Source organism: Pseudomonas sp. SIMBA_067 (assembly GCF_046534675.1).
Classification (GTDB): Bacteria; Pseudomonadota; Gammaproteobacteria; order Pseudomonadales; family Pseudomonadaceae; genus Aquipseudomonas; species Aquipseudomonas putida.
This window is the reverse complement of record NZ_JAWRYH010000012.1, coordinates 135508-159073: the sequence shown is the minus strand read 5'-3', so window position 1 is coordinate 159073 and position 23566 is coordinate 135508. Positions and strand designations below refer to the sequence as shown.

Here is a 23566-nt window from a genome sequence, read left to right as displayed (position 1 = left end):
GCGGAGCGGGGGCAAAATTGCACCCTGCGCGCGTCGTCTACGCTTTGAGACAGGCGCGTTGTTCAGGGAGGATACGCCTTTGCCAATTCTGCTGGCGCTTCTGATGCTCTGGTCCGCTTACAGCCTGGCGGAACAGCCGGTGCTGCGTTTCTCGGTGGCAGAGAGCTGGAGCATGCCACTGGTGCGCCTCGAAGGCGACCAGCCAGTGGAGGGGTTGCTTTACGACCTGACACAGGCCGTTGCCAAGGAAGTGGGCGCTCGTCCCGAGTATCACGTCATGGCCCGCCTGCGCCTGGAGGAGGCCATGAGCAGCGGCGACATTGATGTGCGTTGCTACGTCAGCACCCGATGGCTCAATGACCGCCCGGGGAATTTTGTGTGGAGTATCCCGCTGATTCACCAGCGCGACGTGCTGGTTGGCCGCGCCAGTGACAGCACCCCGATGCCGCCAGAGCAGCTGCCACCCCAGGCTATCGGCACGGTGCTGGGCTACACCTATTCAACCCTGCAACCGCTGCTGGACAAGGGCCAGCTGCACCGTGAGGACAGCCGCAGCCAGTTGCTGGTGCTGCAAAAGCTTCAGGCCGGGCGGTATCGGCATGCGGTGAGCAACCAGCTGTCTTTGCAGTGGTTCAACCAAGGCTTGCCAGCCGAGCAGCAATTGCAGGCGCTGGCGGTGCTGGAAGAACAGGATTTGGGGTGCATGGTGCGCAACGATCCATCGATACCGACACAAGCGCTGTTGCGGGCGCTGGTAAGAATGAAGCAGTCGGGGGAGATCGAGCGGATTGTGCAGCGGTATGGGGGAGCGGGCGACCCGGACAATATGTCTGTAGCCCGGCCCTGAAATGCCCAGCAAAATGCCGCCACAACTTACTGCCCTGCTCAATTAGTGAAAGCTTGTGCAAACCCTGTGGGAGCGGGCATGCCCGCGAACACCGGCATCGCCGGTGCCATCCACCGAGTAATGTTCTTCGCGGGCATGCCCGCTCCCACAGAGTTGTGCGGCACCCTCAAAATCTCTATTGCAAACGCAACATCACTGGCCTTTGCGTTCAAACGCCAAGCTGACAGCATCCGCCTGCCCCCAGGCAATCTGCATGGCCCGCAACCCATGCTCCAGCAATTGCCTGGTTTCTTCGTCCTGAATGCGCTCAAGCGCCCGACGGCTATCGCTGTAGGCGAACATCAGGTAGTGGGAAACATTCATCAGCGCGAACTCCATCGGCACGATGCCTTCGCTGATGGCGCGGGAAAGGGATTTGCCTTGGGGAAGATCGAAGACGTGGGGCGGATCGGGGACCAGCTTTTTCATGACAGCTCCGTGTTGGCTGTGTTGTCCCCTTCTGCTTCCACGCATTAGGGTGGCAACTGTACGCGGGGTGGAAGACCAGGCACACGGTAGACCCGGCAGGTACGAATACCTCCCGCGCACAGCCGCCATAAATGACAACTGTCCCGTGTGCCGCCCAGGCTTCCACACCCGATCGCTGAGCTGACAGCGACCGCGAAAGCCTAGTGGGCGAGGTTGACCGGGACAATCAGACGGGAGTCGACGGAGATCGTAGGATAATTCGCTATACCTACCTGACGTGTAGGAGCTTTCTTCGATTGATATCAGATCCGTCTAAAATTACTCCGACGTGACGTGCCTGACGAACTTGATCGCAATTGGACTACAACACTCAATGGAAAACGGCGGTTTCGCGGCCGAACCAAACCACACACAATCAAGCCCGCCCCTGGCACCTTCGCCGCAACAGAATAGACAGCCCGATGCATCAGGATGATCGTGAACATCTCGAACTTGAGAAGTTACAAAATGAAGGCCGCAAGTTAAGGGCCGAGGCACAGAAATTTGTAGCAGAAGCGCGTAAGCTCCGGCTGGAGGCGTTCTGGTACCCAATCGCAACGGGTTCAGCAGTTGTTACAACCATAGTTGGCGTAATGGCAGTGGCCAGCAAGCTCTGAGCTTCGATTAAACCAGCACAAGGAGTAACACATGCACCGCGCCGCCCAGGATCACACCAGAACAGCACTGAATGAAGCAGAAGCGTTCGCCGAAGAAATGCGCAACCTTCGAGCGTCTTCGCCATGGACGGGTGTGCTCCTTTTTTACATCGGCGCAATCTCTACAGGGGTACTGCTGTTAGCAGGCATGCTGATTTTGCGCTCGCTCTGACCCAACTCCCTGCCGTCACACTAAAGCAAGTAAACCCGCACTCAAGAACAACCCCACACCAAACACAAAATGCGTGGCCAGGCTCTTCAGGCAGTTACGCGCAGGTGTCGGCGTTCTGGACGCAAAGAACCCCGCCCCCATCGCCGGCTGCATGAAGCACAGCGGTGCCACGACTGTACCCACACCCACAGCTACTGCTGGCAAAAGAGTAGGTGACCGCAACCAGCTCTCCCCTGCGATCAAAACCAGCAGCAACGCGAAAAGCACGCCAGTGGCGTAATGAATCACCCATCCCCACGCCAACTCATTTCGCACCGGTTCCGCTTTGGCAATCGCTTGGTGCGACACACGCCCGCCTAGCAAATGTCCTGCCCAACGCCCGACCATGGCAAAGTTCAGCGTTGCCACACCCAACCGCCTCAGCAGCAGCCCCCACAGGTCCATCACCACAGTGGCACCGATGCCAATCGGCAAAGCAGCTAGAAACATCGCAGTTAACGTCATTGAACAAGCCCTCGAAGGTTGACGGTCAATACCCATGCCGCGCAGCATAGAAGTTGAAGTCAACTTCAAGTCAAGGACCGGAAATGGACATTGCCGACGTCGCCAAACGCACAGGCGTACCCGCATCGACACTGCGTTACTACGAGAAGAAAGGCTTGCTCAAGTCGCTGGCCGGGCGCGGCCAGCGGCGGCAGTTTGCGGCTGATGTGGCAGACCGGCTGGCACTGATCGCCTTGGGGCAGGCTGCGGGGTTTTCGCTGGATGAAGTGGGGGCGATGCTGGTGGACCTGCAGGTCGACCGGCAGATGCTGATCGCCAAGGCGGACGAACTGGATGCGCGAATCAGGCGGATGCAAGCGATGAGCAAGGGATTGCGGCATGCGGCGCAGTGTCCTGAACAAGATCATCTGGCATGCCCGAAATTCCAGCGGCTGATGAAGCTCTCGGCGGCCGGAGCATTGGGCGAGAAGCAGGCAAGAACGAAGGCGTTCGTTGCAGATTGAGGTTTTCCGACCCCAGAAATGGAGGCGGCCCCACCAGCCACACCCCGGCACTCGATGTTCCCGCTATGGCTGCTCCCTTCCGGGCCTGACCAGGTTAACGGGTAATCAATGCGGGGGGACCGACGGGGCCACCACTACATGCCTCGCTGAGCAGCGAGTGGCGCCATTGTACCGGTCTTGAGGGCAGATACAACCTCTGAGGCAGAAAAAGTCATCATTTCTCAATGACTTGTCAGGCGCATGGTCGCTGAACTGGCCCGCAAACCTGTGGGAGCGGGCGCGCCCGCGAAGAAGGCAGCGCCGTGGATGGCACCGGCTTTGCCGGTGATCGCCGGCAAGCCTGCTCCTACAGGGACCGTACAAGCTTCTGGTTCTTGGTATCGGGCCAGAATGTTGGGGCCGGGGATAGCGCAGGGCTTCAGATAGTAATGCCCTGTCCGGCCAGGAATGTGACGAAGGCATCTTCGTCCAGCACCTTCACGCCCAGCTCAGCGGCCTTGGCAAGCTTGGACCCTGCCCCCGGCCCTGCCACCACGCAGTGGGTCTTGCCAGACACCGAACCGGCCACCTTGGCGCCCAGGTTTTCCAGCTTGTCCTTGGCGATGTCGCGGCTCATGCGTTCCAGGGTGCCGGTCAGCACCCAGGTCTGGCCAGCCAGCGGCAAGCCTTCGGCCACCTTCTTCTCGCTGCTCCAATGCATGCCGAACGCCAGCAACTGGGCTTCGATATCCCGCGCCAGCTTTTGATTCGCTTCATCCTTGAAGAACTCACGCACTGCGTCAGCCTGCTTGGCCGCCAGGGCCTGGCGCAGGTCGATGCCGTCGGCGGCGATGATCTTGTCCAGGCTGTCGAGCTTGGCCACCAGCTTCTCGGCACCGGTCGGGCCGACCGAGGCGATGTCGAGCTTGGCGATCATCCCGGCCAAGGTGGTGCTGGCAGCGAATTCGGCAGCCAGTTCGCCTTCGTCCTGTAATTGCATGCCGCTGGCCAGAAGCTGCTCAATGACCTTCTGGTTGTGCTCGTCTTCGAAGAAGTTGTGAATCTCGTAGGCCACTTCCAGGCCGATGTCCGGCAGGTAGGTAAGCACCTGCGGCAGCGCCTGCTGCACGCGCGCCAGGCTACCCAGCGAGCGGGCCAGTACCTTGGCGGTCTCTTCGCCTACGTCCGGAATGCCCAGGGCGTAGATGAAGCGTGCCAGGCTCGGGCGCTTGCTGGCTTCGATGGCATCGAGCAACTTCTTGCTGGACACCTCGGCAAAGCCTTCAAGCCCGACAACCTGCTCGAATTCCAGTTTGTACAGGTCTGCCGGCGAGCCGATCAGGCCTTCATCCACCAACTGCTCGACGCTTTTCTCACCCAGGCCGTCAATGTCCATGGCACGGCGCGACACGTAGTGAATGATCGCCTGCTTGAGCTGGGCACCACAGGCCAGGCGACCGACACAGCGGTACACCGCACCTTCGCTGGTAGTTGCCTTGCCTTTGCTGCGCTTGACCAGCTGGGTGCGTTCGACCTGCGAGCCACACACCGGGCACTCGCTCGGCACTTGTACCGGGCGGGCATCTTCCGGGCGGCGCTCCAGCACGACTTGCATCACCTGCGGGATCACGTCACCGGCACGGCGGATGATCACCGTGTCACCAATGCGCAGGCCCAGGCGGGCGATTTCGTCCATGTTGTGCAACGTGGCGTTGGACACGGTCACACCGGCCACCTTGACCGGCTTCAGGCGCGCCACAGGCGTTACGGCACCTGTGCGGCCAACCTGGAACTCGACGTCCAGCACCTCGGTCAGCTCTTCCATGGCCGGGAACTTGTGGGCAATCGCCCAGCGTGGCTCACGGGCACGGAAACCCAGCTCGCGCTGGGCCGCCAGGCTGTTGACCTTGAACACCACGCCGTCGATTTCGTAAGGCAGGCTATTGCGCCGCTCGCCAATGTCGCGGTAGTAGGCCAGGCATTCATCGATGCCGGCAGCGTGCCTGAGCTCGCGACTGATCGGCAGGCCCCAGGCCTTGAGCTGCTCGAGGGTGCCGATGTGGCTGTCGCCGATGCTCTCGGACACCTGGCCAACGCCATAGCAGCAGAACTCCAGGGGGCGGCTGGCGGTAATCTTCGAGTCCAGCTGACGCAGGCTGCCGGCGGCGGCGTTGCGCGGGTTGGCGAAGGTCTTGCCGCCGGCTTCGGCCTGGGCCGCATTGAGCCGGTCGAAACCAGCCTTGCTCATGTACACCTCACCGCGTACCTCCAGCACCGCCGGCCAGCCCTGGCCCTGCAGTTTGAGCGGGATGTTGCGCACGGTGCGCACGTTGGCGCTGATATCCTCGCCGGTGGTGCCGTCACCACGGGTGGCGCCCTGCACCAGCTGGCCGTCGCGGTACAGCAGGCTCACCGCCAGGCCGTCGAGCTTGGGCTCGCAGCTGTAGTCGACCGCGCCGGGCTGGTCGAGGCCTTCTACCACGCGGCGACCGAACTCACGCAGGTCGGTTTCTTCGAAGGCGTTGCCCAGGCTGAGCATGGGCACTTCGTGGCGCACCTGGCTGAAGGCGGACAAAGCCTGGCCGCCGACGCGCTGGGTTGGCGAATCGGGGGTTACCAGGTGGGGGTTTTCAGCCTCAAGCGCCTTCAGTTCGTTGAACAGGCGGTCGTACTCGGCATCGGGCACGCTGGGTTCGTCGAGCACGTAGTAGCGGTAGTTGTGCTGGTCGAGTTCGGCACGCAGTTCGTGGATACGGGTTTCGGCGGTCATTTTCAGGGTCTCTTGCAAAGCAAAAAGAGCAGCCTGGGGTGGTGCCTGGGGCCTGGATTGGTAACTGCCTGACCCGGCCCTGTCGCCGGCAAGCCAGCTCCCACAGGTACACCACGAGCCTGGAAGGCAGTGATACACCTGTGGGAGCTGGCTTGCCGGCGATAGGGCCGGGTCGGGCAGTAACTCCCGAACCGACCAGCACGCCCTCAGGCTGCTCTTTCGTCTGGATCTGTCAGCGCTTCTGGGTCAGCGCACGGCGCTCGAACTCGACGATGCGCTGGCGGTAGTGCTCGATGGTCTGGGCCGTCAGCACGCTGCGCTGGTCGTCCTTGAGCTCGCCGTTGAGTTCGTGGGCCAGTTTGCGCGCCGCGGCGACCATCACGTCGAAGGCCTGCTTCGGATGACGCGGGCCCGGCAGGCCAAGGAAGAAGCTCACCGCACGGGTGCTGAAGTGGTCGATATCGTCCAGGTCGAACACGCCAGGTTTCACCGCGTTGGCCATGGAGAACAGCACTTCGCCGTGGCCGGCCATGCTCTCGTGGCGGTGGAAGATGTCCATTTCGCCGAAGCGCAGGCCGCTTTCCAGAATGTTCTGCAGCAGTGCCGGGCCTTTGAAGCCGCCTTCGTCACGGGAGATCACGCTGATCACCAGCACTTCCTCGGCCGGTGGCAGCTCCTTGAGGCTGGTGGCAGGCGCCGGGCTGCTGCTGCGGGTGTTGTCGGCGGCAAAGTCGTCATCGCTGTCGGCAAACAGGTCCGGCTCGCGCGTGTCGGCACTCAGGTTCAGGTCACCCTGCTGCACATCCGCCGCTGCGGTGGCGCGCTTGTTGCGCTTGCTGGCCTTGGCCGGCTTGGGCTCGCGTTCGCGATCACGCGAAGAAGCGCTGAGCGACGGCAGGTCGCTTTCGTCCAGCTCAGGCTCCTTGTGGGTGTCCAGCACACGCGACGGGCCGAGCACTTCGGCGCTGCCACCCTCTTCGTCCGGCTGGTTGGAATAACTGCGATCCAGACGGAATTTCAACTTGCCTTTCCCGCCGCGCATGCGGCGCCAGCCGTCGAAAAGAATCCCGGCAATGACAATGATGCCGATGACGATCAGCCACTCGCGCAGACCGATTTCCATGTAATCCCGTGCCTCTATAAAAATATGCTTGAAAACAAAGGGTTCAAAGCCCTTTAACACGTGGCGCCAACTCTATGTTCTGACAGGCGTTTTACCCACGCAAAAAACGAGTGACATTAAGCTAGCACGACCAAAGACAACTTTACACCGTCTGTCGCACATGACGGGGGCATTTCGTTCCAGAATGTGCCCCCATCGTCGCACATCAAGCGTCGACCATGGCCATGGCCGCCTCCACATCAACAGCAACAAGACGTGAACAACCTGGTTCATGCATGGTCACCCCCATCAATTGGTCCGCCATCTCCATGGCAATCTTGTTATGCGTGATGTAGATGAACTGCACGCTTTCACTCATTTCCTTGACCAGGCGCGCATAGCGCCCGACGTTGGCATCGTCCAGCGGTGCGTCGACCTCGTCGAGCATGCAGAACGGTGCGGGGTTCAACTTGAAGATGGCAAACACCAGCGCCAAAGCGGTCAGTGCCTTCTCGCCACCGGACAGCAGATGGATGGTGCTGTTCTTCTTGCCCGGTGGTCGCGCCATGATCGTCACCCCTGTATCGAGTAGATCTTCGCCCGTCAGTTCCAGATAAGCGCTGCCACCACCGAAAACTTTTGGGAAAAGTGCCTGTAATCCGGCATTTATCTGATCAAAGGTATCCTTGAAGCGGTTGCGCGTTTCCTTGTCGATCTTGCGGATGACGTTTTCCAGGGTCTCCAGGGCTTCGACCAGGTCGGCGTCCTGCGCGTCCAGGTAGCGCTTGCGCTCGGACTGCTGTTCATATTCCTCGATGGCGGCCAGGTTGATCGCGCCCAGGCGCTGGATGCGTGCTTCAAGCTGCTCCAGTTCCTGTTCGGTGCCCTGCTCGCTGGCCTCGGCCTCCAGGGTGGCGAGCACGCCTTGCAGGTCGTAGCCATCGGCCAGCAACTGCTCCTGCAGGGTTTTGCGTCGTACATCCAGGCCCTGGCACTCCAGGCGCAGTGTTTCCAGCTGGCCGCGCAGCAGTTGGGCTTGCTGCTCGGCCTGGGTGCGGCGTTTTTCGGCATCACGCAGTTCGCGGTCGGCTTCGTCCATGTGCAGGCGGGCCTTGCGCATTTCCTCGTCAACGCTCATGCGCCGCTCCAGCAGCTCTTCGAGCTTCAGGCGCAGTTCTTCCTGGGGGGCCTCGCCCTCTTCCAGGTTCAGGCTCAGTTGCTCCTGGCGCTCGGTAAGGCGCGCAGCCTGCTGCTCCAGGCGCTCCAGAGCCTGACGGGTGGAGTCGTGCTGGGCACGCAACGAGCCTAGGCGCACGGCCAACTGGTGGGCGTGGTCCTTGTGCTGGCGAGCCTCCTGGCGCACCCGGTCGAGGCCTTCGCGCAGGGTGTCGCGGCGGGCCATCAACTGCTCACGCTGCTCAGTATCCTGGGCCATCAGCTCCAGGGCTTCCTGCAGCAGCAAGCGCGCTTCACCTAGCTGCTCATGCTCCAGGGCGCGCTGCTCTTCGAGCTCGGCCAGTTCTTCAAGCAGCCGTCGACGGCGCAACTCGACCTGCTCGGCGCGGGCACGGCTGGCCGACAGGCTGGCGTTCAGTTCGCCATGCAGACGGTTTTCTTCCTGGGTGCGGCGGCGCAGCTGTTCGCGCTGCTCTTCCTGGTCCAGCTGCTGCTCGCGCAGGGCCTGCAGCTGTTGCTCCAACTGCTCCAGTGCCGCTTCCTGCTCATGTTGCTCCAGGCCCAGGCGCTCGATCTCCTGGCCGCGCGCCAGCACGCCGCCTTCAGCTTCACCACCGCGGCGCACCCGCAGGAAGTGCCGGCCTACCCAGTAGCCATCGCGGCTGACCAGGCTCTGCCCTTCGCCAAGCGACGCGCGCTGCGCCAGCGCCTGGGCCAGGTCGTCCACAGGTTTGACCTGGCCCAGCCAGGGCGCCAGGTCGATACGGCCCTCGACCTTTTCCAGCAGGCTGCCGGGCAACGACGCACACTTGCCGCTGGCCTGCAGCAAGCGCAGTTCACCTTGCTCAAGGCCTGTGAAATCGAGCGTATCGAAATCATCCACCAGCACGGCCTGCAGATCGGCGCCAAGCACCGTTTCTACTGCCAACTCCCAACCCGGCTCTACCCGCAAGCCTTCAGCCAGGCGTGGCTGTTGTTCCAGGCCTTGGCCTTGCAGCCAGTCTGCAGCACCGGCGCCCGGTTCCAGGGCGGCCTGCTGCAAGGCTTCAAGCGAGGCCAGTCGACCACCCAGGCGCTGCAGGTCGCCCTGCGCCTGCTGCTGGGCCTGGGTGGCCTGTTGCAGTTGCTCGCGCGCGCCTTCCAGGCGCTCCACTACCTGCTCTTCGGACAGCTGCAGTTCTTCCAGCAGCATTTCACTGCTGGCCAGTTGCTCGGCCAATTCGAGCATGGCCGCGTCCTGCGGGTCGCTACCCAGCTGCTCGCGCTCCTCGCCCAGCTTGCGCTGGCGCTCGGCCAAACGCTCCAGGCTGGCTTCCAGCTGTTGCAGGCGCGCCTGCTGTACTTCGGCCTGGCGGCGTGGCTCGGCGGAGCGGCTGTTGAAGCTGTCCCACTGCTCCTGCCAGCCATGCATGCCCGACTCGGCTTCTTCAAGGGCCGCAGCGGCCTCTTCAGCGGCAGCCAGGGTCATTTCCTGCTCAGGTTCGAGCATGGCCAGCTCTTCGCCCAGGGTGGCCAGCAAGGTGCGGTCGTGGCCCAGGTGCGATTCGGTCTCCAGGCGCGTGCGCTCGGCTTCCTTGAAGTCGTCCTGCAACTGGCGCAGGCGCTGCTGGCCGTGCTGGATACTCTGTTCGACCCGGGCAATGTCACCGGCTACCGAGTAGAAGCGGCCCTGCACCTGGTTGAAGCGTTCGGACAATTCATGGTGGCCATCGCGCAGGCGCTCGATGCTGGCATCGGCGTTGCGCTGCTCGGCCACCAACGCCTCATGAGAGACATCCTGGTCGCCAATCACCGACTCGCGCTGGCGCACCTGCTCGTCCAGGCCGCGCCAGCGCAAGGCCGACAGGCGTGCCTTCGACTGGCGCTCCTGGGCCTTGTACTCGCGGTACTTCTCCGCCGCCTGGGCCTGGCGGTGCAGGCGCTCCAGCTGGCGTTCCAGCTCTTCGCGCAGGTCGGTCAGGCGTGCCAGGTTTTCCTGGGTGCGGCGGATGCGGTTCTCGGTTTCGCGGCGGCGCTCCTTGTACTTGGAGATGCCAGCGGCTTCCTCGATAAAGTTGCGCAGCTCCTCGGGCTTGGCCTCGATCAGCTTGGAGATCATCCCCTGCTCGATGATCGAATAGCTGCGCGGCCCCAGGCCGGTACCGAGGAAAATATCAGTGATGTCGCGTCGACGGCACTTGGTGCCGTTGAGGTAATAGCTGTTCTGCCCGTCGCGCGTGACCTTGCGGCGGATCGAAATTTCGGCGTAAGCGGCGTACTCGCCTACCAGGGTGGTTTCGCTGTTGTCGAACACCAGCTCGATGCTGGCCTGGCTGACCGGCTTGCGGCCGCTGGAGCCGTTGAAGATGACATCGGTCATCGACTCGCCGCGCAGGTTTTTTGCCGAGCTCTCGCCCATCACCCAGCGCACCGCGTCGATGATGTTGGACTTGCCGCAGCCATTGGGGCCGACCACGGCCGCCATGTTGCTGGGGAAATTGACCGTGGTCGGGTCGACGAACGACTTGAAGCCGGCCAGGCGAATGCACTTCAGGCGCATCGGTCAGCCTCGGGCCAGCGCCGCCAGCACCAGTTCGCAGCTGCGCTGGCCATAGGCGGTAAGCACCTCGCGAATGCGCGGCAGGTCGCGTGCGACAACGGCGTCGAGCAGGCGGGCGAACAGGTCGAGGTAGTCGATCATGTTGGCCTGGCGCTGGTCCAGCGACAGGTAGTAGGCACGGCTCATGGCCGGCTGCAGGTTTTCCACGGTTTCCTGCAGGAACGGGTTGTCGGCGAACGGATAGGCTGCGCGCATCACCGCGAAGCTATCGGCGACAAACGTCTTGATGTCGAGCTGGTCATGGGCACGCTGCAGGCGCTGCTGAATATCCAGAAACGGGCGCAGGTCGGCGTCGGTGCGCCATTTTTGCGCAACCGCATTGCCCAGCAGGATGTAGAACTCGCCCATCAAGGAACAGAGGCTGCGCACGCTGCGCTCGTCCAGCACGGTCACGTGGGCACCCCGACGCGGCAAGATCGCCACCAAGTGCCGGCGCTCGAGGATCAACAACGCTTCGCGCACCGAGCCACGGCTGACATTCAGGGCCAGGGTCACCTTCTGCTCCTGGATACGCTCGCCTGGCGCCAGCTCGCCGCGGATGATGCGTTCGGCCAGGTAATCGGCAATCTGCTCGGAGAGGCTGTCCGGGGCCTTGAACGTCATGGTTTTCCTTCAAAATCATTGAACTGGGCACAAGGGGCGGATTGTAGCGTATTTGGGCGGTAATCGCGCAGAGGGGCCTGGCGGTTTATTTGACCAGCCAGACAGCCGTGCGCCCGGCGCGATCTATGCTTGTTGTATGGGCAATGTATTCGGCCGGGCGGTGGCATGAGCAATTTCTTGACCTTTGAGTCAGAAAAATATTGACCTGCTGGACAGGTGTTGCTTAGAGTCCGCCCAACAACAATAAAACCATTGCGAGGCCATCCCCGTGATCCAGTTTCTCGTCAACCAGGAGCTGCGTAGTGAGCACGCCCTGGACCCGAACATGACGGTGCTGCAGTACCTGCGCGAGCACTTGGGCAAACCCGGCACCAAGGAGGGCTGCGCCAGTGGTGACTGCGGCGCCTGCACCGTGGTCGTCGGCGAATTGGCCCAGGACGAACAAGGCAACGACAGCCTGCGCTACCGCAGCCTCAACTCGTGCCTCACCTTTGTCTCGTCGCTGCACGGCAAGCAACTGATCAGCGTCGAAGGCCTCAAGCATCAGGGCCAACTGCACAGCGTGCAACAGGCCATGGCCGATTGCCATGGCTCGCAATGCGGCTTCTGCACCCCAGGCTTTGTCATGTCGCTGTTCGCCCTGCAAAAGAACAGCAGCGGCCCTGACCTGCACCAGGCCCAGGAAGCCCTGGCCGGCAACCTGTGCCGCTGCACCGGTTACCGCCCGATCCTCGACGCCGCCGAGCAGAGCTGCCGCCAGCCCTGCCGCGACCAGTTCGATGCCCAGCAGGCGCACACCATCAGCCGCCTCAAGGCCATTACGCCGACCCAGACGGGCGAGCTGAACAGCGGCGACAAGCGTTGCCTGGTGCCGCTGACCGTGGCCGACCTGGCCGACCTGTACAGCTCACACCCCGAAGCCCGCCTGCTGGCCGGCGGTACCGACCTGGCCCTGGAAGTGACCCAGTTCCACAAGACCTTGCCGGTGATGATTTATGTCGGCCACGTGGCCGAGCTCAAGCGCATCGAAAAAACCCCCAGCCACCTGGAAATCGGCGCGGCCACCCCGCTTACCGACTGCTACGGCGCACTCCACGAGGAGTACCCGGACTTCGGCGACCTGCTGCACCGCTTCGCCTCGCTGCAGATTCGCAACCAGGGCACCCTGGGCGGCAATATCGGCAACGCCTCGCCCATCGGCGACTCGCCTCCCTTGCTGATTGCCCTGGACGCGCAGATCGTCCTGCGCCAAGGCGAGCGCCAGCGCACCATGGCACTGGAAGACTACTTCATCGACTACCGCATCACTGCCCGCCAGGACAGCGAGTTCATCGAGAAGATCATCGTGCCTCGCGCCACCAGCGACTGGGCGTTCCGCGCCTACAAAGTGTCCAAGCGCCTGGACGACGACATTTCTGCCGTATGCGCGGCCTTCAACCTGAGTATCGAAAACGGCGTGGTCAGTGGTGTGCGCATCGCCTTCGGCGGCATGGCGGCCATCCCTAAACGGGCCCGCGCCTGCGAAGCCGCATTGCGCGGCAAGCCGTGGAACCAGGCCGCCATCAAGCGTGCCTGCCAGGCCCTTGCCGAGGACTTCACACCGCTCAGCGACTTCCGCGCCAGCAAGGAATACCGCCTGCTGACCGCGCAGAACCTGCTGCGCAAGTACTTCATCGAACAGCAAACGCCGCACATCGAAACCCGGGTGACCGCTTATGTCTAACCATCACGTAGCCAAGAGCCAGGCCGAGATGGCCGAGCTGTTCAGCCAGGACCTGACCACCGGGGTGGGCCGCAGCGTCAAGCACGACAGCGCCGACAAGCATGTATCCGGCGAGGCGCTGTACATCGACGACCGCCTGGAATTCCCCAACCAGCTGCACGTCTATGCGCGCACCGCCGACCGCGCCCATGCGCGCATCCTGCGCATCGACACCACGCCGTGCTATGCCTTCGAGGGTGTGCGCATCGCCATCACCCACGAAGACATCCCCGGCCTGAAAGACATCGGCCCAGTGGTGGCCGGCGACCCGCTGCTGGCCATCGACAAGGTCGAGTTCTTCGGCCAGCCGGTGCTTGCCGTTGCCGCCCGCGACCTTGAAACCGCACGCCGCGCGGCCATGGCCGCGATCGTCGAATACGAAGACCTGGAGCCGGTGCTGGATGTGGTCGAGGCGCTGCGCAAGAAGCACTTCGTGCTTGACAGCCACACCCACCAGCGCGGCGATTCCGCTACCGCCCTGGCCAGCGCCCCACACCGCATTCAGGGCACGCTGCACATTGGCGGCCAAGAACACTTCTACCTGGAAACGCAGATTTCCTCGGTGATGCCTACCGAAGACGGCGGCATGATCGTCTACTGCTCCACGCAGAACCCCACCGAAGTGCAGAAACTGGTCGCCGAAGTGCTCGACGTGCCGATGAACAAGGTGGTGCTGGACATGCGCCGCATGGGTGGCGGTTTTGGCGGCAAGGAAACCCAGGCCGCCAGCCCGGCGTGCCTGTGCGCGGTAATTGCGCGCCTGACCGGCCAGCCCACCAAGATGCGCCTGCCGCGGGTCGAAGACATGACCATGACCGGCAAGCGCCACCCGTTCTACGTCGAGTACGACGTGGGCTTTGACGACACCGGCCGGCTGCACGGCATCAATTTCGACCTGGCCGGCAACTGCGGCTACTCGCCCGACCTGTCCGGTTCCATCGTTGACCGCGCCATGTTCCACTCCGACAACGCCTACTACCTGGGCGATGCCACCGTGCACGGCCACCGCTGCAAGACCAACACCGCCTCCAACACCGCCTACCGCGGCTTTGGCGGCCCGCAGGGCATGGTCGCCATCGAGCAGGTGATGGACCATATCGCCCGCCACCTGGGCCGCGACCCGCTGGCCGTGCGCAAGGCCAACTACTACGGCAAGACCGAACGCAACGTTACCCACTACTACCAGACCGTCGAGCACAACATGCTCGAAGAGATGACCGCCGACCTGGAAGCCAGCAGCGACTACGCCGAGCGCCGCGAGTCGATCCGCCGCTTCAACGCCAACAGCCCGGTGCTGAAGAAGGGCCTGGCGTTGACGCCTGTCAAGTTCGGCATTTCGTTCACCGCCACCTTCCTCAACCAGGCCGGTGCGCTGATCCACATCTACACCGATGGCAGCATTCACCTGAACCACGGCGGCACCGAGATGGGCCAGGGCCTGAACACCAAGGTGGCCCAGGTAGTGGCGCAGATCTTCCAGGTGGACTTCAGCCGCATACAGATCACCGCCACCAACACCGACAAGGTACCCAACACCTCGCCGACCGCAGCCTCCAGTGGCGCCGACCTGAATGGCAAGGCAGCGCAGAACGCTGCCGAAATCCTCAAGCGGCGCCTGACCGAGTTTGCCGCACGGCACTATCAGGTGACCGAGGAAGACGTCGAGTTCCGCAACGGCCATGTGCGTATGCGCGACCAGATCGTCAGCTTCGAGCAACTGGTGCAGCAGGCCTACTTCGCGCAGGTGTCGCTGTCCAGCACCGGGTTCTATCGCACGCCGAAAATCTTCTACGACCGCAGCCAGGCACGCGGCCGGCCGTTCTACTACTACGCCTTCGGCGCTGCCTGCGTGGAGGTGATCGTGGATACCCTGACCGGCGAATACAAGATGCTGCGCGCCGACATCCTGCACGACGTGGGTGACTCGCTTAACCCGGCCATCGACATTGGCCAGGTGGAGGGCGGCTTCATCCAGGGCATGGGCTGGCTGACCACCGAAGAACTGGTGTGGAACGCCAAGGGCAAACTGATGACCAACGGCCCGGCCAGCTACAAGATCCCGGCCGTCGCCGACATGCCGCTGGACCTGCGGGTGAAGCTGGTGGAAAACCGCAAGAACCCGGAAGACACCGTGTTCCATTCCAAGGCCGTGGGCGAGCCGCCGTTCATGCTCGGCATTGCGGCCTGGTGTGCGATCAAGGATGCCGTGGCCAGCCTGGCCGACTACCGCGTGCAGCCGAACATTGACGCGCCGGCGACACCGGAGCGGGTGCTGTGGGGTTGTGAGCAGATGCGCAAGGCGGTGGCTGCAGCGCAACCTGAAGCCCCAGAGTTGGAAACTGTGACTCAGTAACGCCGCGGTCCTTGTAGGAGCGGCCTTGTGCCGCGAAAGGGGCGCGCAGCGGCCCCAGGATCGGCACAGGAATGAAGATTTTGGGGGCTGCCATGCAGCCCTTTCGCGGCACAAGGCCGCTCCTACACAAAGCCGACCGCGTTGCACTGAAGAGGATTTGCATCATGCACCAATGGATCAACGCCCTCGCCGACCACCAGTCCCGTGGCGAAGCCTGCGTGCTGGTGACCATCATCGAGGAGCGCGGCTCGACCCCGCGCAACGCTGGCTCGAAGATGGTGGTCAGCGCCAGTGGCCTGTTCGACACCATCGGCGGCGGCCACCTGGAATACAAGGCCCTGCACATCGCCCGGCAAATGCTTGAAGAGCAGCGCACCACCCCGCACCTGGAGCGCTTCAGCCTCGGCGCCAGCCTTGGCCAGTGCTGCGGCGGCGTCACCGTGCTGCTGTTCGAGCCAATGGCCGCCGTGCAGGCGCAGATCGCCGTGTTCGGCGCGGGCCATGTCGGCCGGGCTCTGGTACCCTTGCTCGCCGCGCTGCCCTGCCGGGTGCGCTGGATCGATTCGCGTGAACAGGAATTCCCCGAGCTCATCCCCAACGGGGTGACCAAGGTCGTCAGTGAGGAACCGGTCGACGAAGTCGCGGGCCTGCCGCCAGGCTGCTACTGCATCGTCATGACCCACAACCACCAGCTCGACCTGGAGCTGACCGCTGCCATTCTCAAGCGCAACGATTTCACCTGGTTCGGCCTGATCGGCTCGAAGACCAAACGGGTCAAGTTCGAGCACCGCCTGCGCGAGCGCGGCTATGACGAGGCCGTAATGGCCCGCATGCGCTGCCCCATGGGCCTGGCCGAGGTCAAGGGCAAGCTGCCCATCGAGATCGCCGTGTCCATCGCCGGCGAGATCATCGCCACCTACAACGCCTGCTTCGGCCAGCACGACGCTGCGGCCAATGCCGGCCCCATTGCCCAGTTGCTGCCGCCCTCCCGGCGCAGCCAAGCTATTTGACGAGTGTGTTATGACCGTTACCCGTAAAGCCTACCGTGCCGCCATCCTGCACAGCATCGCCGACCCGGCCGAGGTGGGCCTGGAGGCTTCCCATGAGTACTTCGAAGACGGCCTGCTGGTGGTCGACGATGGCCGCATCAGCGCCATTGGCCACGCCAGCGAACTGCTGCCGACCCTGGACGCAGGCATCCCGGTGGAGCACTACCAGGACGCGCTGATCACCCCGGGTTTTATCGACACCCACATCCATTTCCCGCAAACCGGCATGATCGGCTCTTACGGCGAGCAACTGCTGGACTGGCTGAACACCTACACCTTCCCCTGCGAAAAGCAGTTCGCCGACAAAGCGCACGCCGACCAGGTGGCGAAAATCTTCCTCAAGGAACTGCTGCGCAACGGCACCACCACCGCATTGGTGTTCGGTAGCGTGCACCCGGAATCGGTCAACGCCCTGTTCGAAGAGGCCGAGCGCCTGGACCTGCGCCTGATTGCCGGCAAGGTGATGATGGACCGCAACGCCCCGGACTACCTGACCGACACCGCCGAATCCGGCTATGCCGAGAGCAAGGCGCTGATCGAGCGCTGGCATGGCAAGGGCCGCCTGCATTACGCAGTTACCCCGCGCTTCGCCCCGACCAGCACACCCGAACAGCTGACCCTGGCCGGCCAGTTACTCAAGGAACACCCGGGCGTGTACATGCACACGCACCTGTCGGAAAACCTCAAGGAAATCGACTGGGTCAAGTCGCTGTTCCCTGAGCAGAAGGGTTACCTGGACGTGTACGACCACTTCGAGCTGTTGGGCGAGCGCTCAGTGTTTGCCCACGGCGTGCACCTGTGCGACGACGAATGCCAGCGCCTGGCCGAAACCGGCTCGGCCGTGGCCTTCTGCCCCACCTCCAACCTGTTCCTCGGCAGCGGCCTGTTCAACCTGCCCCAGGCTGAGCGCTTCAAGGTCAACGTAGGCCTGGGTACCGACGTCGGCGCCGGCACCAGCTTCTCGCTGCTCAACACCCTGAACGAAGCGTACAAGGTGATGCAGCTGCAAGGCGCGCGCCTGCACCCGTACAAGTCGCTGTACCTGGCCACCCTCGGCGGCGCCCGCGCGCTACGCCTGGACGAGCGCATCGGCAGCCTGCGCCCGGGCAACGATGCCGACTTCGTGGTGCTGGACTACAAGGCCACGCCGCTGCTGGACTACCGTATTCAGCAGTCCAACAGCATCGAAGAGACCCTGTTCGTGCTCACCACCCTGGGCGATGACCGCACTGTGCGCGAAACCTACGCTGCCGGGCGTTGCGTGCACCAGCGCTAAGGCTCTTTTGCAAGGCCCCGGTACAGCGCGCCGCCGATTGCAGCGCCGATCAGCGGCGCCACCCAGAACAGCCACAGTTGCTGCAGGGCCCAGCCCCCGACGAACAAGGCCGGCCCCGTGCTACGCGCGGGGTTGACCGAGGTGTTGGTGATCGGGATCGATATCAGGTGGATCAGGGTCAGGGCCAGGCCGATGGCTATCGGCGCAAAACCTGCCGGCGCCCGGGAATCGGTCGCCCCCATGATCACCACCAGGAACATCGCCGTCATCACCACTTCACTGATGAAACCCGCACCCAGCGTATAACCACCGGGCGAGTGGTCGGCATAGCCGTTTGAAGCCAATCCCGACGACAACTCGAAACCGGCCTTGCCGCTGGCGATGAGGTAGATCACACCCGCTGCCAGGATGGCGCCAATCACTTGTGCGATCACGTAGGGCAACAGCTCTTTGGCCGGAAACCGCCCGCCCACCACTAGCCCGAACGACACGGCGGGGTTCAAATGGCAACCCGAGATATGGCCGATGGCGAACGCCATGGTCAGTACGGTGAGGCCGAAGGCGAAAGCGACACCGAGCACACCGATGCCGAGAGGGGAACTGGCTGCGAGTACTGCACTGCCACAGCCGCCAAGGACCAGCCAGAAGGTGCCGATCAGTTCGGCACCCATGCGTTTACCGAGGGACATGCTCATGAATCCATTCCTCAAGAAGTTGAACGCAGCGAATGCGCAAGCCCAACTGCTTGATGAAGGTTTGCTCACAAGAATTTAGCAGACGTTTGGCTTAGGGCCAGAAATGACTGGGGGGCGCTTCGCGCCCCATTCGCAGCACAAGGCTGCTCCTACAGGGATCGCGTAACGCCTGTAGGAGCAGCTTGGTGCTGCGAATGGGCTGCAAAGCAGCCCCCTTCACTTACCTTGGCAAACGATCAACCCTTGGCAGAAACCTTGGGCTTTTTCAGCAAATGCGAGAACACCGCATGCAGATCGTCCGAGGCGCTCTCCTCGTCCAGGTTCAGCTTGCTGTCGATGTGGTCCATGTGGTGCATCATCAGGCTCACGGCCTGCTCGGCATCACGCGCCTCGATGGCATCGATCAGCTGCATGTGCTCGTCATACGAGCAATGCGAGCGGTTGCCGCTTTCGTACTGGGCAATGATCAGCGAAGTCTGCGACACCAGGCTGCGCTGGAAGCTCACCAGCGGCGCATTGCCCGCGGCTTCCGCAAGCTTGAGGTGGAACTCGCCGGAAAGACGAATGCCGGCACCGCGATCACCGCGAGAGAAGCTGTCGCGCTCTTCGCGCACCATCTGGCGCAGTTCGTTGAGCTGATCCAGGGTGGCATGCTGCACGGCCAGTTCGGTAATGGCCCGCTCCACCATGCGCCGCGAGAAGAACACCTGGCGCGCCTCTTCTACCGTGGGGCTGGCCACCACTGCACCGCGGTTCGGCCGCAGCAGCACCACGCTTTCGTGGGCCAGGCGCGACAGGGCGCGGCGGATGATGGTGCGGCTGACGCCGAAGATTTCGCCCAGCGCTTCCTCGCTCAACTTGGTGCCCGGCGCCAGGCGCTGCTCGAGGATCGCCTCGAAAATGTGCGCGTAGACGATGTCGTCCTGGGTACCACTGCGGCCGGCCTTGCCGACACGTGCAGGTTTCTTCAGAGGTTGCAGCTGTTCGTTCATGGGCTCTCGAGGCACGAAGAGAAAGTATGGCGCCATTGTACACAGGCTGAGGCGATTCCGCAGGTGGCGTTTTACCTATATAGCCGTTGTACGACGCATTGCGCACACAAAACATAAAACATTATTTGCATTTTTTGTACACAAAAGCATAATCCACCGAGCAACTTCTTGACCCGCGAGTCAATAAAACGGTCAGACGTCTGCCTTCCCTCGCGGAGCCGCCAAGTGCATTGCGCAGGAAACTGGCTCCATAACAACAAGAAAGACTTGAGGAGTACTCGCTGTGGAAAGCCGCAAATCCGAAGCCCCTACGCTGGATCTCGCCCCACCGCTCGAAACAAGCTGGCTGGAGCGGATTTTCAAACTCAAGCAACATGGCAGCACCGTCAAAACCGAAATGATCGCCGGGGTGACCACCTTCATCACCATGGCCTACATCATCTTCGTCAACCCCAACATCATGGCCGACGCCGGCATCGACCATGGTGCCGCTTTCGTCGCCACCTGCATCGCCGCCGCGCTGGGCTGCCTGCTGATGGGCCTGTACGCCAACTGGCCGGTGGGCCTGGCGCCGGGCATGGGGCTTAACGCCTTCTTCACCTACACCGTGGTCGGCACCATGGGCTACAACTGGGAAACGGCACTGGGGGCGGTGTTCGTCTCGGGCGTGCTGTTCATGTTCCTGACCTTGTCGAAAGTGCGCGAATGGTTGCTCAACAGCATCCCGGTCAGCCTGCGCCATGCCATGGGGGCCGGCGTCGGATTGTTTCTCGGGCTGATCGGCCTGAAAACGGCAGGCATCATCGTCGACAGCCCCGCCACCCTGATCAAGCTGGGCTCGCTGCATGAGCCGGGGCCGCTGCTGGCGGCCGTGTGCTTCCTGCTGATTGCCATCCTCAGCTACAAGCGGGTATTTGGCGCGATCCTGATCAGCATCATTGGCGTCACCCTGGCGGGTTGGGGCCTGGGCCTGGTCAAGTTTGGCGGGGTGATGTCGATGCCGCCAAGCCTGGCACCGACCTGGATGGCCATGGACGTGGCCGGGGTGTTCAACGTCAGCATGATCAGCGTGGTACTGGCGTTCCTGTTCGTGCACATGTTCGACACCGCTGGCACGCTGATGGGGGTTGCCCAGCGAGCGAACCTGGTAGCGCCGGACGGGCGTATCGAAGGCCTGTCACGCGCATTGAAGGCCGACAGTGCTTCCAGCGTATTCGGTGCTGTGGTCGGCGTGCCTCCAGTGACCAGTTATGTGGAGAGTGCCGCAGGTGTGGCCGCAGGTGGTCGTACCGGCCTGACTGCGGTGGTGGTTGGCCTGCTGTTCATCGCCGCGATGTTCTTCGCCCCACTGGCCGGGATGATTCCGGCCTACGCAACGGCGGGTGCGTTGATCTACGTGGCAATGCTGATGATGGGCAGCATGGCGCACATCCATTGGGACGAAGCCACCGACAGCATTCCGGCGATTGTCACGGTCATCATGATGCCGCTGACCTTCTCCGTTGCCGATGGTATCGCGCTGGGTTTCATCACCTACGTCGCGTTGAAGGCAGGCACCGGCAAGTACAAGGAAATCTCGGCCAGCCTGTGGGTGCTGTGCGCCATCTTCATTGCCAAGTTCGTGTTCCTCTAAGCACCGGTAGCCTGGCTATAGAGTTTTAGTGTGTTCGAGATCGAGCGCCGCGCGAGCGGCGCTCGATTTCATTTCGGCTATAAAACCCACGCCGAACACCCCGCATCACCCACCACTTTCCTGCAGACGAAAAAAAGCCCGCCAGTGTGAGAGCGGGCCAAAGGACCTACGAAGATTCTTCTAGCGACCAACTAGCTTCCACGATAGGTCGAATAGCTGTACGGCGAGATCAGCAGCGGCACGTGGTAGTGCTCCTGCGACTCGTCGATGCCAAAGCGCAGCACAACAACATCCAGAAACGCCTGGGCCGGCAACTGCACGCCACGGGCGCGGTAGTAATCGCCAGCGCTGAACTGCAACTGGTAAACACCGGTGCGGTAGTCGTCACCCTGCAGCAGCGGCGCGTCGACACGGCCATCGCTGTTGGTCAGGGCGGTGTTCACCAGCTCCAGCTGCTGGCCTTCGACGCGGTACAGCTCGACCTTGATCGAGCTGCCCGGACAGCCATGCGCGGCATCCAGTACGTGTGTGGTCAAACGTCCCATTGCGTGTCGCCTCTTGTTCAATCTGTGGGCAAAAAATACTCAGCCATCGCACCAGCATAGCGCCTGCGGCAGGCGGGAATGACGCCATTAAGACATTCCATCGCCGGATTGTACACAATTTTTTAAACCCATCTGTCGCACCCGGCATTTCCTGCCCCTAAACGACCCATCGGTCGCAAATACAGGCAGCATAACGAGGCAAACGTCATTAGCTGACCAATCAGGCAGGTTTCTTGCACTGTATTTCCAAGTCGCCGCGCGGCGACAAAAGGGAAGAAATGCGGAAAAACAGGCTTACAAAAGATTTCAGAAGTTGTATACAATCAGCCCATCCGGTGGTGCGACATACCGACGCGGCCCGCCCACCACCCGCACTAACGCACAAGAAGGAAGACTGCAGTGAGCGCTGACTACCCTCGCGACCTGATCGGTTACGGCAACAACCCTCCTCACCCGCAATGGCCGGGCAACGCTCGCATCGCGCTGTCTTTCGTCCTCAATTACGAGGAAGGCGGCGAACGCAACATCCTGCACGGTGACAAAGAGTCCGAAGCCTTCCTGTCCGAGATGGTCGCTGCCCAGCCGCTGCAGGGCCAGCGCAACATGAGCATGGAGTCACTCTACGAATACGGCAGCCGTGCTGGCGTGTGGCGCCTGCTGAAGCTGTTCAAGGACAGCGGCGTGCCATTGACCGTCTTCGCCGTGGCCATGGCCGCCCAGCGCCACCCCGACGTGATCCGCGCCATGGCCGAAGCCGGCCACGAGATTTGCAGCCACGGCTACCGCTGGATCGACTACCAGAACATGGACGAGGCCCAGGAGCGCGAGCACATGCTCGAAGCCATCCGCATCCTCACCGAACTCACCGGCGAGCGCCCGGTGGGCTGGTACACCGGCCGCACCGGCCCGAACACCCGCCGCCTGGTGATGGAAGAAGGCGGGTTCCTGTACGACAGCGACACCTACGACGACGACCTGCCCTACTGGGAGCCGAACAACCCCACCGGCAAGCCGCACCTGGTGATCCCCTACACCCTGGACACCAACGATATGCGTTTCACCCAGGTACAGGGTTTCAACTGCGGCGAGCAGTTCTTCCAGTACCTGAAAGACGCCTTTGATGTGCTGTACGCCGAAGGCGCCGAAGCGCCGAAAATGCTCTCCATCGGCCTGCACTGCCGCCTGGTCGGCCGCCCGGCACGGCTGGCTGCACTCAAGCGCTTCGTCGATTACGCAAAAAGCCATGACCAGGTCTGGTTCGCCCGTCGCGTGGATATCGCCCGCCACTGGCACGCCACCCACCCGTACAAGAAAGAGAACGCCTGATGACCGCCTTCAACACCCTCAAGCCCTCCGCCCTGAGCCGTGACGCCTTCGTCGAGGCCTTCGCCGACATCTACGAGCACTCGCCGTGGGTTGCCGAAAAAGCCTACGACCTGGGCCAGTTGGGCGAGCTGGACGAGATCGAGGCGCTGCACCAGCGCATGAGCGACATCCTGCTCAGCGCCAACCACGCCGACCAGCTGGCGCTGATCAATGCTCACCCGGACCTGGCCGGCAAGGCCGCCATCCAGGGCGAGCTGACCGAATCGAGCACCAACGAACAAGCCGGCGCCGGTATCCACCAGTGCACCGCCGAAGAGTTCGCCCGCTTCACCGAGCTGAACGACGCCTACAAAGCCAAGTTCCAGTTCCCGTTCATCATGGCGGTCAAGGGCAGCAACCGGCACCAGATCCTCGCCGCCTTTGAAAAGCGCATCCACAACGATGCAGATGCCGAATTCAAGGAAGCCCTGGCGCAGATCAACCTGATCGCCCTGTTCCGCCTGCTGCAGTTGTAAGC

20 protein-coding genes and 1 other RNA gene are annotated in these 23566 nt (G+C 62.6%); 11 read left to right on the top strand and 10 right to left on the bottom strand.

Features of this window, described 5'->3' with window-relative positions; all coding sequences use genetic code 11:
- Positions 1 to 103: 103 nt before the first annotated feature.
- Complete coding sequence (locus SB765_RS23375; RefSeq protein WP_410932006.1) at positions 104 to 847, top strand: substrate-binding periplasmic protein; 744 nt, start codon at positions 104 to 106, stop codon at positions 845 to 847.
- Positions 848 to 1039: 192 nt separating this feature from the next.
- Here the strand turns inward: SB765_RS23375 and SB765_RS23370 are convergent, their stop codons facing one another.
- Entirely contained in the window at positions 1040 to 1315 is a 276-nt protein-coding gene (locus SB765_RS23370; RefSeq protein ID WP_145913902.1) for a hypothetical protein, read from the bottom strand.
- A 356-nt stretch (positions 1316 to 1671) separates the two neighbouring features.
- Between SB765_RS23370 and SB765_RS23365 the strand changes: the two genes are divergently transcribed.
- Together SB765_RS23365 and SB765_RS23360 are read left to right on the top strand one after the other, a co-directional pair.
- Positions 1672 to 1971, top strand: coding sequence for a hypothetical protein (locus SB765_RS23365; RefSeq protein ID WP_410909983.1), 300 nt, complete (start codon positions 1672 to 1674; stop codon positions 1969 to 1971).
- A gap of 31 nt (positions 1972 to 2002) precedes the next feature.
- Positions 2003 to 2182 (top strand): hypothetical protein, encoded by a 180-nt coding sequence (locus SB765_RS23360; RefSeq protein ID WP_010955016.1) that lies wholly within the window; start codon positions 2003 to 2005, stop codon positions 2180 to 2182.
- A 15-nt stretch (positions 2183 to 2197) separates the two neighbouring features.
- Here SB765_RS23360 and SB765_RS23355 read toward each other — a convergent pair whose 3' ends face one another.
- Complete coding sequence (locus SB765_RS23355; protein ID WP_410910408.1) at positions 2198 to 2686, bottom strand: DUF2938 domain-containing protein; 489 nt, start codon at positions 2684 to 2686, stop codon at positions 2198 to 2200.
- A gap of 83 nt (positions 2687 to 2769) precedes the next feature.
- On the opposite strand from SB765_RS23355, the gene SB765_RS23350 reads away from it, so the two are divergent.
- Positions 2770 to 3189: a helix-turn-helix domain-containing protein gene (locus SB765_RS23350; RefSeq protein WP_341796382.1), complete on the top strand. Its 420-nt coding sequence runs from the start codon at positions 2770 to 2772 to the stop codon at positions 3187 to 3189.
- A 28-nt stretch (positions 3190 to 3217) separates the two neighbouring features.
- Here SB765_RS23350 and ffs read toward each other — a convergent pair.
- From ffs to SB765_RS23325, 5 genes are all read right to left on the bottom strand, one after another.
- Positions 3218 to 3314, bottom strand: an RNA gene (gene ffs / locus SB765_RS23345) — signal recognition particle sRNA small type.
- Positions 3315 to 3607: 293 nt separating this feature from the next.
- Positions 3608 to 5938 carry an NAD-dependent DNA ligase LigA gene (gene ligA, locus SB765_RS23340; RefSeq protein ID WP_410932005.1) on the bottom strand — a complete coding sequence of 777 codons (2331 nt, stop codon included), beginning with the start codon at positions 5936 to 5938 and terminating at the stop codon, positions 3608 to 3610.
- Positions 5939 to 6170: 232 nt separating this feature from the next.
- Positions 6171 to 7061 carry a cell division protein ZipA gene (zipA, locus tag SB765_RS23335; protein WP_049272885.1) on the bottom strand — a complete coding sequence of 297 codons (891 nt, stop codon included), beginning with the start codon at positions 7059 to 7061 and terminating at the stop codon, positions 6171 to 6173.
- A 205-nt stretch (positions 7062 to 7266) separates the two neighbouring features.
- Entirely contained in the window at positions 7267 to 10755 is a 3489-nt protein-coding gene (smc, locus tag SB765_RS23330) for a chromosome segregation protein SMC (protein ID WP_410932004.1), read from the bottom strand.
- A 3-nt stretch (positions 10756 to 10758) separates the two neighbouring features.
- Positions 10759 to 11418, bottom strand: coding sequence for a GntR family transcriptional regulator (locus SB765_RS23325; protein WP_016498621.1), 660 nt, complete (start codon positions 11416 to 11418; stop codon positions 10759 to 10761).
- Positions 11419 to 11686: 268 nt separating this feature from the next.
- Here SB765_RS23325 and xdhA point away from each other — a divergent pair, with 268 nt between their 5' ends.
- The 4 genes from xdhA to guaD all read left to right on the top strand — a co-directional run bounded on the left by xdhA (position 11687) and on the right by guaD (position 17858).
- Positions 11687 to 13141 carry a xanthine dehydrogenase small subunit gene (gene xdhA / locus SB765_RS23320; protein WP_410932003.1) on the top strand — a complete coding sequence of 485 codons (1455 nt, stop codon included), beginning with the start codon at positions 11687 to 11689 and terminating at the stop codon, positions 13139 to 13141.
- Positions 13134 to 15533 carry a xanthine dehydrogenase molybdopterin binding subunit gene (gene xdhB, locus SB765_RS23315; protein ID WP_341796386.1) on the top strand — a complete coding sequence of 800 codons (2400 nt, stop codon included), beginning with the start codon at positions 13134 to 13136 and terminating at the stop codon, positions 15531 to 15533. The genes xdhA and xdhB overlap by 8 nt, the downstream gene beginning before the upstream one ends.
- A gap of 164 nt (positions 15534 to 15697) precedes the next feature.
- Positions 15698 to 16543, top strand: coding sequence for a xanthine dehydrogenase accessory protein XdhC (xdhC, locus tag SB765_RS23310; RefSeq protein ID WP_410909979.1), 846 nt, complete (start codon positions 15698 to 15700; stop codon positions 16541 to 16543).
- 10 nt (positions 16544 to 16553) lie between these two features.
- The gene (guaD, locus tag SB765_RS23305) at positions 16554 to 17858 is read left to right on the top strand and encodes a guanine deaminase (RefSeq protein ID WP_174370607.1); all 1305 of its coding nucleotides are present in this window, start codon (positions 16554 to 16556) and stop codon (positions 17856 to 17858) included.
- Here guaD and aqpZ read toward each other — a convergent pair.
- On the bottom strand, positions 17855 to 18553 hold the full coding sequence (aqpZ, locus tag SB765_RS23300; RefSeq protein WP_059395748.1) for an aquaporin Z: 699 nt from the start codon (positions 18551 to 18553) through the stop codon (positions 17855 to 17857). The genes guaD and aqpZ overlap by 4 nt on opposite strands.
- Positions 18554 to 18789: 236 nt before the next feature.
- Positions 18790 to 19545, bottom strand: coding sequence for a GntR family transcriptional regulator (locus tag SB765_RS23295; RefSeq protein ID WP_012273431.1), 756 nt, complete (start codon positions 19543 to 19545; stop codon positions 18790 to 18792).
- Positions 19546 to 19828: 283 nt separating this feature from the next.
- On the opposite strand from SB765_RS23295, the gene SB765_RS23290 reads away from it, so the two are divergent.
- The gene (locus SB765_RS23290) at positions 19829 to 21178 is read left to right on the top strand and encodes an NCS2 family permease (protein ID WP_410909978.1); all 1350 of its coding nucleotides are present in this window, start codon (positions 19829 to 19831) and stop codon (positions 21176 to 21178) included.
- A 191-nt stretch (positions 21179 to 21369) separates the two neighbouring features.
- On the opposite strand, the gene uraH is transcribed toward SB765_RS23290, so the two are convergent.
- The gene (uraH, locus tag SB765_RS23285) at positions 21370 to 21723 is read right to left on the bottom strand and encodes a hydroxyisourate hydrolase (RefSeq protein ID WP_003254328.1); all 354 of its coding nucleotides are present in this window, start codon (positions 21721 to 21723) and stop codon (positions 21370 to 21372) included.
- 399 nt (positions 21724 to 22122) lie between these two features.
- Between uraH and puuE the strand changes: the two genes are divergently transcribed.
- Positions 22123 to 23049, top strand: coding sequence for an allantoinase PuuE (gene puuE, locus SB765_RS23280; RefSeq protein ID WP_016488363.1), 927 nt, complete (start codon positions 22123 to 22125; stop codon positions 23047 to 23049).
- Positions 23049 to 23564 carry a 2-oxo-4-hydroxy-4-carboxy-5-ureidoimidazoline decarboxylase gene (gene uraD, locus SB765_RS23275; protein ID WP_016498613.1) on the top strand — a complete coding sequence of 172 codons (516 nt, stop codon included), beginning with the start codon at positions 23049 to 23051 and terminating at the stop codon, positions 23562 to 23564. Before puuE ends, uraD begins: the two co-directional genes overlap by 1 nt.
- Positions 23565 to 23566 lie beyond the last annotated feature (2 nt).

Coding starts and splice junctions, on each gene's coding strand:
- SB765_RS23375 (WP_410932006.1), top strand. CDS start 104: ATGCTCTGGTCCGCTTACAGCCTGGCGGAACAGCCGGTGCTGCGTTTC.
- SB765_RS23370 (WP_145913902.1), bottom strand. CDS start 1,315: ATGAAAAAGCTGGTCCCCGATCCGCCCCACGTCTTCGATCTTCCCCAA.
- SB765_RS23360 (WP_010955016.1), top strand. CDS start 2,003: ATGCACCGCGCCGCCCAGGATCACACCAGAACAGCACTGAATGAAGCA.
- SB765_RS23355 (WP_410910408.1), bottom strand. CDS start 2,686: ATGACGTTAACTGCGATGTTTCTAGCTGCTTTGCCGATTGGCATCGGT.
- SB765_RS23350 (WP_341796382.1), top strand. CDS start 2,770: ATGGACATTGCCGACGTCGCCAAACGCACAGGCGTACCCGCATCGACA.
- ligA (WP_410932005.1), bottom strand. CDS start 5,938: ATGACCGCCGAAACCCGTATCCACGAACTGCGTGCCGAACTCGACCAG.
- zipA (WP_049272885.1), bottom strand. CDS start 7,061: ATGGAAATCGGTCTGCGCGAGTGGCTGATCGTCATCGGCATCATTGTC.
- smc (WP_410932004.1), bottom strand. CDS start 10,755: ATGCGCCTGAAGTGCATTCGCCTGGCCGGCTTCAAGTCGTTCGTCGAC.
- SB765_RS23325 (WP_016498621.1), bottom strand. CDS start 11,418: ATGACGTTCAAGGCCCCGGACAGCCTCTCCGAGCAGATTGCCGATTAC.
- xdhB (WP_341796386.1), top strand. CDS start 13,134: ATGTCTAACCATCACGTAGCCAAGAGCCAGGCCGAGATGGCCGAGCTG.
- xdhC (WP_410909979.1), top strand. CDS start 15,698: ATGCACCAATGGATCAACGCCCTCGCCGACCACCAGTCCCGTGGCGAA.
- guaD (WP_174370607.1), top strand. CDS start 16,554: ATGACCGTTACCCGTAAAGCCTACCGTGCCGCCATCCTGCACAGCATC.
- aqpZ (WP_059395748.1), bottom strand. CDS start 18,553: ATGAGCATGTCCCTCGGTAAACGCATGGGTGCCGAACTGATCGGCACC.
- SB765_RS23295 (WP_012273431.1), bottom strand. CDS start 19,545: ATGAACGAACAGCTGCAACCTCTGAAGAAACCTGCACGTGTCGGCAAG.
- uraH (WP_003254328.1), bottom strand. CDS start 21,723: ATGGGACGTTTGACCACACACGTACTGGATGCCGCGCATGGCTGTCCG.
- uraD (WP_016498613.1), top strand. CDS start 23,049: ATGACCGCCTTCAACACCCTCAAGCCCTCCGCCCTGAGCCGTGACGCC.